The sequence below is a fragment of the Lachnoanaerobaculum sp. MSX33 genome (genome assembly GCF_000512995.1).
Taxonomy (GTDB): Bacteria; Bacillota; Clostridia; order Lachnospirales; family Lachnospiraceae; genus Lachnoanaerobaculum.
The window spans coordinates 1-12,682 of the sequence record NZ_AZXX01000098.1; the positions used below are offsets into that span (position 1 = coordinate 1).

Annotated in this window: 10 protein-coding genes and 2 tRNA genes; 1 reads left to right on the forward strand and 11 read right to left on the reverse strand. The window is 33.9% G+C overall.

Annotated elements, in window-relative coordinates:
• Positions 1-187: 187 nt before the first annotated feature.
• The 5 genes from HMPREF1495_RS12815 to HMPREF1495_RS12835 all read right to left on the reverse strand — a co-directional run bounded on the left by HMPREF1495_RS12815 (position 188) and on the right by HMPREF1495_RS12835 (position 4,658).
• A tRNA-Ser gene (locus tag HMPREF1495_RS12815) sits at positions 188-276 on the reverse strand.
• 56 nt (positions 277-332) lie between these two features.
• A tRNA-Ser gene (locus HMPREF1495_RS12820) sits at positions 333-418 on the reverse strand.
• 120 nt (positions 419-538) lie between these two features.
• The gene (locus tag HMPREF1495_RS12825; protein ID WP_034215589.1) at positions 539-943 is read right to left on the reverse strand and encodes a hypothetical protein; all 405 of its coding nucleotides are present in this window, start codon (positions 941-943) and stop codon (positions 539-541) included.
• A 64-nt stretch (positions 944-1,007) separates the two neighbouring features.
• Complete coding sequence (locus HMPREF1495_RS12830; protein ID WP_034215590.1) at positions 1,008-2,300, reverse strand: UDP-N-acetylglucosamine 1-carboxyvinyltransferase; 1,293 nt, start codon at positions 2,298-2,300, stop codon at positions 1,008-1,010.
• Between the two features lie 102 nt (positions 2,301-2,402).
• Positions 2,403-4,658, reverse strand: coding sequence for a hypothetical protein (locus tag HMPREF1495_RS12835; RefSeq protein ID WP_242832915.1), 2,256 nt, complete (start codon positions 4,656-4,658; stop codon positions 2,403-2,405).
• A gap of 362 nt (positions 4,659-5,020) precedes the next feature.
• Between HMPREF1495_RS12835 and HMPREF1495_RS12840 the strand changes: the two genes are divergently transcribed.
• Complete coding sequence (locus HMPREF1495_RS12840) at positions 5,021-5,593, forward strand: TetR/AcrR family transcriptional regulator (protein ID WP_007590937.1); 573 nt, start codon at positions 5,021-5,023, stop codon at positions 5,591-5,593.
• Between the two features lie 39 nt (positions 5,594-5,632).
• Here HMPREF1495_RS12840 and HMPREF1495_RS12845 read toward each other — a convergent pair whose 3' ends face one another.
• The 6 genes from HMPREF1495_RS12845 to HMPREF1495_RS13940 form a co-directional block, all read right to left on the reverse strand.
• Entirely contained in the window at positions 5,633-7,117 is a 1,485-nt protein-coding gene (locus HMPREF1495_RS12845; RefSeq protein WP_034215592.1) for a DUF438 domain-containing protein, read from the reverse strand.
• 143 nt (positions 7,118-7,260) lie between these two features.
• Entirely contained in the window at positions 7,261-7,842 is a 582-nt protein-coding gene (locus tag HMPREF1495_RS12850; protein WP_007590935.1) for a TerD family protein, read from the reverse strand.
• Positions 7,843-7,955: 113 nt separating this feature from the next.
• Complete coding sequence (locus HMPREF1495_RS12855) at positions 7,956-8,315, reverse strand: YccF domain-containing protein (RefSeq protein ID WP_034215593.1); 360 nt, start codon at positions 8,313-8,315, stop codon at positions 7,956-7,958.
• 74 nt (positions 8,316-8,389) lie between these two features.
• Positions 8,390-8,707 (reverse strand): HIRAN domain-containing protein, encoded by a 318-nt coding sequence (locus tag HMPREF1495_RS12860; RefSeq protein ID WP_034215594.1) that lies wholly within the window; start codon positions 8,705-8,707, stop codon positions 8,390-8,392.
• A 237-nt stretch (positions 8,708-8,944) separates the two neighbouring features.
• Positions 8,945-10,693, reverse strand: a complete 1,749-nt coding sequence (locus HMPREF1495_RS12865) for a hypothetical protein (protein ID WP_034215595.1) — start codon at positions 10,691-10,693, stop codon at positions 8,945-8,947.
• A 22-nt stretch (positions 10,694-10,715) separates the two neighbouring features.
• Entirely contained in the window at positions 10,716-12,476 is a 1,761-nt protein-coding gene (locus HMPREF1495_RS13940) for a hypothetical protein (protein WP_034215596.1), read from the reverse strand.
• Positions 12,477-12,682 lie beyond the last annotated feature (206 nt).

Here is a 12,682-nt window from a genome sequence, read left to right on the forward strand (position 1 = left end):
TTTAAGGTTGTTCTATCGCACTCGTTTCACTCGTACGAAGAACTACTTTTTCACTAAAATATGAAACAAGCTTTCGCTCGTTTTCATTAAGTGAAAAATGCATCTGAAACTTCATTGATTATTTAAAATAATCAAGAATTTTTTCAGGGTTGTGTGTACTGTTTAATCTTAAATTATCAAGGTTCAACGCAGAAGGAGGGATTTGAACCCTCGCACCGCTATTAACAGCCTACTCCCTTTCCAGGGGAGCCCCTTCAACCACTTGGGTACTTCTGCTTGGTTGCGAGTTATCCTTCTTCTGTTCGCCTCTTTGCTTTTGGGCAAAAAGGAAGCGGAGAGGGTGGGATTCGAACCCACGCGCCCTTGCGGACAAACGGTTTTCAAGACCGCCTCGTTATGACCACTTCGATACCTCTCCGTAACTGCCTAATTATAATATCGCAACAAGGCATTAATGTCAAGCATTTATTTCTATTTTTTTCTAAAAAATTTGAAGGCTGTAAAACCCCTTTATTTAAGCCGATTTAACTCCTTTATTCTAATAGACTTCATAAACTATATCGCTGTCTGCTAAAAGATTTTGATCAAACTTTATCAGCAGATAAAGTTCTCCTGCTTGTGTTTCTCCTACACGATATCCAAGCGCAAATATATCATAGCATCCGCTTTTATCAAAAATGATATCACTTAACTCCAATATATCTACATCCTCATCTTTATGTTGATTTTTTATAATCCCTCGGGCCACTATATCAAGCTGTTTGAAGTTTTTTAGAATTACTTCAATAAAATCTCCAAAGTCTGACACTATTTCTTCCTCTTTGTATCCTGAAAAATCAAAGTTTATTTCTTTACCGTATACATTACCTGTAAAACAAATATTATCATCATTACTATGCCAATCTTTTCCGCCACATATATATAGCAGTTCTTCTCTTTTCATATATCCCCCTTTCTTATATTTACTTATATAAAAAGCGGACAGCCAAGCCGTCCGCAAAACATTCTTATACAACCTTGATATTAAACTTTCTTGCCTCAACTTCACTGTCCACTTCTCTTATATCGGCGCCCAATGAAACCAACTTGCCTTCAAAATCTTCATACCCTCTTTTTATATACTTAATATCATCCACTGTGGTCTGTCCCTCTGCTGCAAGCCCTGCCAAAACAAGTGCCGCACCGGCTCTAAGATCCGGTGCTTTAAGCGCCGCTCCTCTAAGTTTTGCTACGCCGATAACCATAGCGGTATTACCCTCTACTTTGATATTTGTGCCCATTCTTGCAAGTTCATCCACATATTTAAATCTGTTCTCAAATATACTTTCAACTACCAGACTGCTGCCTGTAGCAAGAGCCAAAGCGGTAGTTATCTGTGGTTGCATATCTGTAGGAAAGCCCGGGTAAGGTAATGTCTTTATATTTGTGGACTTTTGATTGTTCTTCGCAATAACCCTTATTGCATCGTCAAATTCCACAACCTCACATCCCATCTCCATAAGTTTTGCACTTATAGCTTCCATATGCTTCGGTATAATGTTCTTTACAGTAATATCACCTTTTGTAATAGCCGCGGCACACATAAATGTTCCGGCTTCGATCTGATCCGGTATTATGGAATATCTGCTTCCATGTAATGACTTAACACCGTTTATTCTTATAACATCTGTTCCTGCACCCTTTATATCCGCACCCATACTGTTTAAGAAATTTGCAACATCAACAATATGCGGTTCTTTAGCCGCATTTTCTATAACCGTTCTTCCTTCCGCCAATGATGCCGCCATCATAATATTTATAGTGGCACCTACAGATACGGTATCCAGATATATATCCGCCGCAACCAAATCAATGGCATGTGCTTTTACTCTTCCCGACTCAATATCAATCTCAGCTCCCAATGCCTTAAATCCCTTTAAATGCAAATCAATAGGTCTTGATCCTATATTACATCCGCCCGGCAAAGCCACCTCGGCACTCTTATACTTACCCAACAGTGCTCCGATAAAATAGTATGATGCTCTGATTTTTCTTATAAATTCGTCATCAACCAATACATCCTTTACTGAAGATGCATTAATTCTCACACTATGTCTGTCAAGTCTTTCAACACTTGCACCGATAGCCTTTATCGCCTCAAGCATTACATTAATATCTTTTACATCAGGTAAATTTTCTATATAAACATCTTCATCTGTCATTATCGCAGCTGCCAAAATACCAAGTGCCGCATTCTTTGCGCCGCCTATAGCAACCTCTCCTACCAATGGACTTCCACCATTCATTATATATTGAGCCATTTTTCTCCTCTATATAAAACTATATGTTTAAACTTTAATATTTAAGTAAATAAAAACCCAAATCAAATCTTTCTTTTTTATTACGATTACAATTTTATCACATTACATTCTAAAGGTAAAGAAACAAGAAAAGTCATTTTGAGTGCTATTGAATATACTTTGAGCCTCATTTATATCTATTTTCTGTACACTTGCCGTATTTATATCATATACTGTGACACTTTTTGAATCATACGCAGTTATTATAACCGGATTATTTATTGCTGTAAATGTAAACACAGGCTTTTTAACGGTTAAAAAATACATTGCTTCTTTTAATGTTATACCCTGAAATCTCGTAAGCTCGTTATTTTCCCAATAATTTACATATTCTCCGGCTTTGTTTACATCAAAATTTGTATTTGAAGCAGTCTCAACCATTGCCCTTGCATACACCATTATACCTTTTCTTCTTACAAATCCCATATCTGTATATGCGGTATCTATAGCATTTACCGGATTATCATATATCCCTTCCAACTTGGAATTAATATAGACATAATACATATTGTCAAGATACGATTTATTCAAATCAATATTATATTCTATGTCGGTACTGTCAATTTGAAGATCCTTAAAGTAATAAGCCTCACCTTCAATCCACTTACCGGTGTCTATGACATAGTTCTTTGCTCTGAAACTGTCCATATAAGATGATACTCTGCTCTCACTTGCCACAGACTTGTTACTGATTATTGTATCCTCTCCCGACCTGGTAAAGTTTTCACCGTCATATTGATAAAGATCAATATGCACACGATTTCCCTTTACATCGATATTGTCAATATATCTGCCATCATAAGTATATTCCTTTTGTAATTCCAAAAGATTATTGTATATACTTACCTTTTCAAAAATACTTCCTGTAGATTTGCCGTTGATTGTGTTTGAAATATTTTGAGATTCTATTGCTACTACCAAGTCGCTTCCAATATACCCTATAGGCAGCATTATCTCATTTGCATTATCTAATTGCTTATTTTCTCCTGTAGCAAAATTATAAATATTCAACCCGTCTCCGATATTCCAGGATAATAAACTCTTGTCCTGACTTATGGAATACTTTCCGTTTTCAAGGTTTTCCGCTACAGTTACATAATTTCCAGACAAAACATCAAGTCCTACAACCTTATCCATAAGCTTAAGATAAAGCATCGCATTATCACCCATATATGCAAGTTCATCTATCGATTCCTTTAAACTTTGAGCATCAATTTCTGTTTTTACAAAAGCCAGCTTTGAAACTTTTTTTGTGCTCTCCATATATTTAAAAAGGCAAACACCTACAGCTCCTACATGAGATGGGTCAACATTATACCCATAACTTATAAAGTACAATCCGTCTCCAAATTTCAGCGGATAAATATAGCTGTTTTTTCCTACGCTGTAAACCTGTTCAAGACTTTCCTTTTTACTGTCTGATAAAAAAAGCTTATTATCTACTGGGAATGCAATTTTCTCACCTGTATTATCCGATATAGACCTGACATCTTTATTACCGATGCCTAAATCTATTTTCTTATTGTATTTAATATCTTTTGATAAACTTTGATTCATCGTTCTGGTATAATCCAGCATATAAAGTCTTTGTGTACCGGATTTGCAGATAAAATTCTCTTCTATATTATAAACTTTGTTTTCCGAACTTGCAGTAAAGCTGAAATGTATTTCTCCTACCTTACCATTATAATTTACAAGGCTCACCTCTTTTTCAGAAGGTGTAAGGTTCATTCCGTTATAGCTTATCATATTGAAATCAGACTTCAATGTTACATATTCAAGTCCTCTTGAATTCCCTGTACCGTCACTTTCAAGGTACACGGTATTGTCTTTTGCCGTATTGCTGTCAAAATTATTATTTGAAAAAGCATTTGCCATATCTATAAGTCTTTTGGCAAATTCGGTATTGCTCCTGACTATCCTGCTGTAATAATGAAATGTCTGTCCATTAGTATACAATCTAAGTTCAAGAAAATATTCTTTATTTTCTTCCACCAGACTTGACAGATGCAAATCTATAATATCGCCATCAAGTTTTGTCCTGTCTCCGCTTTCTACAAGTTCATTAGTATCAAATGTTCTTATACTGTAATCATACTCTTCAATATCTGCAATATTTGCATCTACCACTCTAAACTTCATACTGTAATCATCCAGTACCAATGACAGTATATTGTCGGCAGCCTCAACATCCGTCTCATCACTGTAACCATACATTTTATTTATATAATAATCTCCAAGTACATTATATAATCTTGGTATATTAATGTCACTTGCCTCAATATCTCCACCTGTAGTGTCAACTTTATTTTTTTTCAAAAAAGAGTATAATAAAAAACCTATTACCGCCAATAGGAATACAAATACAAATATAATATATCTAAATTTCTTAGTTCTCATAAAATTCCCTTATATCACATAATGTTTTAAAGTCAAATAGGGCTCTTAACCCCCAGTATTTTATTATACTATACTTTTTACTTTACTTGAAATATTTTTTAATTAAAAAATATTTATTACATACTTAGTTTATACTTGCTTTTTTTATTGTAATTGACTATACTTTTAAGTATATTAATGTACATTAGTTAATTAACTAATATGGAATTCTTAAACATCGTCTATTGTACATTTATTCGAAAAATTGGAAATTTTATTTTATAACACTATCAGGAGGTTTTATGAACGAAAAAACTGTAGACAGGCGAGTAAGAAAAACCAGATCGCAGCTTAGAAAATGTCTGAGTATCTTGCTTGAAACAAAGAAAATCCAAAATATCACGGTAAAAGAACTTGCACAGATGGCAGACATAAACAGAGGAACCTTTTACTTACATTATAAGGATGTATATGATTTGATGGAGCATATACAAGCCGATCTTTTAAAAGAATTTGAAGATATACTTACCAAGATAGCTCCTGATACAGACAATCTTGTACCTTTTATAGAAGCTTTATTTGTATTTATATATGACAATAAAGATATGGCAAAAATATTCCTACATGACGATTTGGATGCAAACTTCTCTAATGAACTCAGAAATAAATTGCAGACCTGTGTATTCAATAAGTATAAGGCTTTTATAAAGCAAAAGAATATGCCTTATTTTGAATTATATTACGATTTCATTCTTTCAGGAACACTCGGTCTGCTTGTAAGATGGATTGACAGTGAATTTGAGATGTCACCTCATGATCTCGCAGTACTTACTCTCTCATTTATACGCAACGGACTTACAAATATTATGGAATAATAAATCGAGCCTATGAAAAATTCATAGGCTCTTTTTATATCAGTTATTCTGACCTTCTTCTTCAAAATGCTTTCTTGCAAAATCCATATCCTGAACTATTTCCATTGTTCCAAGATATTTTTTATTTTTGTCTCTGACTGCCATATACTTTACAAGCATGTCCTTATTGTTCTTCTTCATCCAGATAGCAACTTCATCTCTGCTTCCATTTTTAAATCCTGATATTATCTCCCTTACCATCGGCTCTATCTTTGGAGGATGGCATGAATATACATCCCTGTCAATTGCCAATAACGGTCTCTTAAATGCTTTCGGACAATCATTATCATTGAAAAATCTGTTTATATCATCGGCATCTATAAATGTAATCTCAAGAGGCATGGTATCTAAGAGTGCAATAAGCTGCTCCTTTGTAAAATGTCCTCCCGGAAGTACTATCTCACCGTCAATATCGTCAAACTCTCTTTTAACTTTCTCGGCTTTATCAAAACTTTCAGGTACTATATCAAGACAGTTCTCATATCCCTTGCTGTCCAAATAAATATTTAACCAGTCCTCATCTGTAAAGTTCACTGTACATATCGGGAATAAAATATTGGCTTCTTTATAAATCATCTCCTGCATACGGGTGATCACAGCCTTTATATCCTCTATCCATTTCTCATCTTCTTTTTCGATTTTATCAAGTCTTCCAAGCTCATCTCTGATTTCGTCATCTACAGACCACATTACAGTAGCAGGACCCGAAACATTATATTTGGTCTTTAACAAAGGATATAAAAGATCGCCCTTCTTTGCATAATGCATTGAAACTTCTCTTATCTTTGAAAGTAGCGCTCTGTCTATCTCATTGTTTTCCATTTTAGCCAGAAATTCATTTATATACTTCTCAAGATTTTCATTTTCTCTTGTAAATGTAGAAAGCGGATGTCCCTTTGTCTCAATAAGCATTTTAGTGTCATCTTCATTTGCACCGTCAGCCATACTCATAGTATTCTTTATTTCATTCTCATTTCCAAGCTCATTGCTTGTTGTTCCATGAAACAGTGCCGAGTGAACATCACATAATTTTTGAACCTCCTGATACGGCATTCCCGATTCCATCAGTGACTGCTCCGCCTTCATTATTTCACTTGCATCTACAGATTCAAATTTTTCTCTGAAATCTTTTTGAACCGACTCTAAAGATTCACCTTTTGAGAGTCTTATCAAATACTGCTTGAGTAACTCGGTACTGTCTTCAGTGTTATTTGGTATACTCTCTGCTACCTCTTTTAATTCTTTTTCTTCTTTTTTGTCCTCAGCTATCTCATATCCATGCTCTCTAAAAACTTCTTTTATTTTTTCAAGAGGAATGCCCTTCATTTCAGCGCCCTTATTTATAGTAATAAAACGCCCCATAGAATTTAACATAACAGGATTTTTTATATCTTTAAATCCGAGACCTGCGAATATTTCAATAAAGTCAGGATATTCCTTTGCCAACTCAAAAACCGGTTTATTTAAATCAAGTATTTTACTCATATCATTCTCCTTTTCCCCATATAAGTTAGTATGCCCTAATTATAATCTTATAAAAAACATTTTTCAGTATCATATGTTACAACATTAAAAATAAATAAAAAAGGACCGACACTTAAAAAAGTGCACAGTCCAAATTTTAAAATTTATTCCGCATCTATTCCGTACATATTGCAAAGAGCAGCCAATCCACCCTGATATCCGCTACCTATAGCATTGAATTTCCACTCGTCACCGTTCTTATATAGTTCACCGAATACAACTGCGGTTTCTATAGAGAAGTCCTCACCAAGGTCATATCTTAAAAGTTCTTCACCTGTATTCTCATCAAATATTCTTACAAAGGCATTTGACACCTGACCGAAGTTCTGCCTTCTTGCTTCCGCCTCATAAATAGTTACTGTGAATGCAATCTTTGTGATCTCTGCAGGAACTCTTGAAAGATCGATCTTTATCTGCTCGTCATCACCGTCACCTGCACCTGTAAGATTATCTCCCAAATGACTTATTGCACCTGACGGATGATTAAGGTTTCCAAAGAATACGAAATCATTCTGACTTGAAACCTTACCTGAATCTGTCAAGCAAAATGCTGCCGCATCCAAGTCAAAATCTGCACCTGTATCATAGGCATTTGTATCCCATCCAAGTCCTACCACAACATTCTTAAGTCCCGGATTTCCCTTTGTTAGACTAACTTTTTGACCTTTTTTTAAACTAATTGGCATATTATCCTCCTGATATATCATTGATATATAAATTACCAAAATTTGTTACCTCAATAATATATCAATTATACTCATTTTTCAATCAGCTACCATGTAATTTAAGAATGTTTTCATTAAATCACCCTGGCTCCAAAAGGCATTAATGAAAGTTTAGCCAATTTGAAGAACTGAAGCCCAAAAGGAAAACCTATTATGGTTACACAAAGAATCACACCGGCTGTCGCATGAGCGATTGCCATAGGTATTCCAAGTATAATAAGCCAGATAATATTTACAAGAAAGCTTACCGCACCTCCGCCATATACCACTTCTTTTCCGAAAGGGAAAAATGCCAGTACGGCAAATTTAAAACATTGAAGACCTAAAGGTATACCTATAACCGTTATACAGCAAAGACAACCTGCAAATATCCACATCAGTCCACTCCAAAGTCCACAGAAAATAAACCACAAAACATTACCCAAAGTACCCATACTTACTCCTTATATTACCTTTATTTTGCGGGCAAGAAGCCATCCTCACCCTTTTACCTTTGTACAATAATAGACTAAATCTTATTATCCAACAAGGATTTTTTTGAAACCTTACATACAATACCGCAATCCGTTTTATATACCACCTTTACTACCGCACTCTCACCTATTTTATCATATAATCTTCCTGCACTGAATGATTCACCCAGCACTGTATACGGACTGTTTGCCACATACCCGATCTTACCCAGTCCTTCACATAGTACCTGTATAGCCTCTTTATCATATTCATTATCAGGCTCCTTCTCTAAGAAAAGTTTCACATCTTTTTCCAAAAATTCACTTCCGAAATAATGTCTTGTACCTGTAACTGTTATAAATACCTTTTCCATAACATCCTCCAATAAAGTTTTTCTTTGATTATAAAATAGCACATATGCTGTCCTTTAAAAAGGCCATCAAAAAAGGCTCTCACTTTGAAAGTAAAAGCCTTCTTAAATCTATTCGTATTTCATCACTTAGGCTGAAGATAAATACCACACACATATGATTTTCAAATTTTATACTTTTCTCAATTTTAGTATGTTATGCCACTAACTTTTATTTTAATTTTCCAATCCGCTTCAGATTCAATAAATAATTCCTTCAAATATCTCAGACAATCCTTTTCCATCAATACTAACACTGCCATACTCTTCATCTACATCAAATGTAATTCTATAGCAATCTTCATTATAGTCTAACACCTCTTTATTTTTCAGTTCGAAGTATCTTCCATATCCCTCACCTATTGTATATGAGGATACACCCGACTTATCCAGTATTTTCACATCAATATACATATCCCTTTTATCATCAGAGTACACAGGATAAATATATGTACCTTCCGGTATTGTTGCTGTATTTTTTTTAACTTTGCCATTTTCATCTACAACACTACATTTGATATCTGTCAAGGTTCTAATTACCGGTCCTGTCGAAACTCTACCCCTAATTTCATCTGACTGTAGCTTTCCGTCCTCACCTACAAACCACTCCTTAACTACCTGAATTAAATACAATATATCACACATTGACTCTCCACTAAAAGAATCGATATCTGTAAATGATTCATCTATTTGTTCATTTTTCTCAATATTTCCTTCAATATCCCAGTCAAAATCTATATTTTCAGCCGATAGATTGCTCCAGTCATAATTATCCGAATTTAAATCTTCAAGATCATAAATATACAAGTTTTTAAGTTCATCCTCAATAAACAAATACATATAATATTTGTCTTTCTTTTTTATTAGATAAGATTTTCCAAAATATCCTGACACCTCTCGATTTTGCAATCCTGCAAAAATCTTAACACCTATACCAAATATATGCAATGTTTCAGTATTCTGTTCGTATACTCTGTCTACATATACGGGTTCACTTGTGCCATCACCATCAATATCTACATGTAATGTCATATTTCCAACCACTATAGGAACAACATAATCATTTTCTTTATATATATATTTAGGTTCAAATATATTCTCGTTATTTTCAAAAGATATTGTAACAACCTGTGCTCCGTCAGTATCAGATCCCAAAACCCTTGTATCAAAATATACTGTTACACCAACCGGACTAATTGTCCAAACAAGATTCTCGTAATCACTATCTCTTAGACTATACACATATTCTGAAGGATTCTGGATATTGATCTCCTCATAGTCCTCATATATCCTTTTATCCACCAGCTCGAAAAATGTTTTATCATCTTTTACCACATCCAAAAAGTTCAGCCTATTTCCTGTTGATGTATCAAAGCTTACAGAGCTCCTTGAATATTTTTCAGATGCACCATAATCATATTTTTTATAATTGAGTATGCTCACCACATCTTTATCGGCTCTCATTATATAACTGTCAGTTTCTTCTTTGAGAATTTTTTCGTCATATCCTTCCAGTCTATTAAGCTTTTCTTCTTTAGCTAAGCCTTCGAATGTTTCTCTTGTATCTGCAAATTGTTCATCTATTTCTTTATTATATTCTTCAAATGCTTTTATAAGAGGCTCATATTCTTTTTTATCCTCTTTCAGTTGTATATACTTATACTCTATTTTATACAACGTATTCCCATAATCATCATATAAACTCTCTCCTACTGTCTTTATAAGTATATGTGGCTTTAAATTTGAATGCTTTTCTCGTTTTTCTTTGACTTTTTTATTACCCCTACTTTTAGAATCCTTCTTGATTGAGCCATTTTCCTTTGACTTTTTAACTATATTTTCAGTTTCAGACATATCATTACCAATACCTATATTAAACTGAGGTATACATGATATTAATGAGAACATAGCCAAAATGCAAATCATCAGTAGCTTTATTTTATACTTCATTTTACTAACCTCCATATCAATATTATGATGAATACGTAATTCCTTCAAATAACTTATCTAAACTCTCTCCATTAACTCTAATATCCCATATGGGTTCACCATGCTCAATTTCTATTCTGTAGCAAGGTCCATCATAGTCTAAGAGGCTATAATCCTTTAACTCAAAATATCTGTTATCTGCTCCGCTCCATTTATTTTCTTCTACATATTTTTTATCTACAACCCTGACATCTACATAATTTTCATTATCTGTGTAAAGCAATAATATATATGAGTCTTTCGGCAAGGTAGTGTGTTTACCTGTTTTCCCACCGGTATCTACCTCAATACAATCAATACCACTAAGAGTATATAGAATAGGTCCATTCGTTATTTCATAGCGACTACCATTCGGAGCCGGATATGCTTCATCATCTATAATCCATTCTATTGCAGTTGTATTTGTTCCAAATGTGTCATATCTCATTTCACCAAAAAACGAGCTTGCATCAGTAAAAGTTTCCATTATAACATGTGATTTTTCTGTATTATCACTTCGTTCCCAAGTTATATCTCTATTTGCCAAACGGACTACTGTATATTCATCTTCTTTTTTCTCTAATGCAGAAAGATCTACTCTATAGAGCAATGTGATATCATCCACCTCACCTACAAACAAATACATATAGTATTTGCCATTCTTTTTTATAATATATGATGTATAATCATATCCATAAATCTTTTCACTATCTTCATCTCCAACATAAACCTTTAATCCCGAATACAAACCATCATAAACTTCTTCCCCCTCTGCAAGAACTTTATCAGTGTAAACAACTTCCCTTTCTCCGTCCCCATTTATATCCAAAGATAACTTCATATCTCCTAGAAGAGGAATTACATAATCATCTCCGGTCTTTGTATATTTAGATTCAAATATATTCTTTGCCTCATCAAAGTACACTGTCACTATCTGTGGGTTTTCAAGTTCTCCATCTTCGTTATAAATATCAAAGTAAATTGAAATACCTTCGGCATTAACAGTCCAAGTAAAATCGTTGCCGGTTTCCCTTGCCTGCTCTGACGGAGTTACAAAATCATTATATGGATAGTACTCTTCTGCTCTATCATCTGCCAACTCAAAGAACCTCTCTTTGTCTTTTACTACATCTGAGAATTCAAGTTTCTTACCGGTTGATGTATCAAAATTGAATGAATAACGATGATACTCAGGGCTTCCGCCACCATAATCAGCATGTTTATAGTTAACCACACTTACTATGCTTTTATCAGCTCTTACTATATAAGTTTTTGTATCAACTCCGGGTATTTCATATATATATTCTCCTTCCACATTTTCTTCTTCATACGCATGATGTGGTTTGCTTGACAATTCCCTCAGGTACTTTTCAAATTCTTTGTCCGCCTCTTCATTATACTTGTCAAATGCCATAATCAGCGGTTCAAACTCTTTACTATTTTCTCTTAGTTTAAGATGAACATTATTTATTGAATACAAATACCTAAAGCTTGGGTCAGGTTCAAAGGAACTTTCACTGTTTTCCTCTAAAAGTATATGTGGTATTTCATATACTACACTATCATCTACAATATCTTTGCTTGAATCCTTTTTTTTCTTATTTCCCTCATTTTTTTTACTATCCTTCTTATCGTTTTTCTTTCCGGATTCTATTCTACTTGTTCCAACTTCTTCATTTTTTCCCTGAGTTCTTATACAAGATACTAACATAAGCATAATCAAAGCCAAAAGTAGTATCACAAAGAAGTTTTTTATATTTTTCATCTTACCCCTCCAATTTGCATTACATCTCTAAAATCTATTGTGCTTCATTTTAATAAAAACTATTACTGCTTAAACCATTAATATCATCTTTTAATCTCAAAATATATTACCTAACGAATACTCTTTCTCTATCTATTAAAATATTATCTGATGAATACCATAAAAATATGGTATTCTCCTTGTCTCAGTACTGTATAAAAAGGGGG

Coding starts and splice junctions, on each gene's coding strand:
- HMPREF1495_RS12825 (WP_034215589.1), bottom strand. CDS start 943: ATGAAAAGAGAAGAACTGCTATATATATGTGGCGGAAAAGATTGGCAT.
- HMPREF1495_RS13940 (WP_034215596.1), bottom strand. CDS start 12,476: ATGAAAAATATAAAAAACTTCTTTGTGATACTACTTTTGGCTTTGATT.
- HMPREF1495_RS12850 (WP_007590935.1), bottom strand. CDS start 7,842: ATGCCAATTAGTTTAAAAAAAGGTCAAAAAGTTAGTCTAACAAAGGGA.
- HMPREF1495_RS12845 (WP_034215592.1), bottom strand. CDS start 7,117: ATGAGTAAAATACTTGATTTAAATAAACCGGTTTTTGAGTTGGCAAAG.
- HMPREF1495_RS12860 (WP_034215594.1), bottom strand. CDS start 8,707: ATGGAAAAGGTATTTATAACAGTTACAGGTACAAGACATTATTTCGGA.
- HMPREF1495_RS12855 (WP_034215593.1), bottom strand. CDS start 8,315: ATGGGTACTTTGGGTAATGTTTTGTGGTTTATTTTCTGTGGACTTTGG.
- HMPREF1495_RS12830 (WP_034215590.1), bottom strand. CDS start 2,300: ATGGCTCAATATATAATGAATGGTGGAAGTCCATTGGTAGGAGAGGTT.
- HMPREF1495_RS12840 (WP_007590937.1), top strand. CDS start 5,021: ATGAACGAAAAAACTGTAGACAGGCGAGTAAGAAAAACCAGATCGCAG.
- HMPREF1495_RS12865 (WP_034215595.1), bottom strand. CDS start 10,693: ATGAAGTATAAAATAAAGCTACTGATGATTTGCATTTTGGCTATGTTC.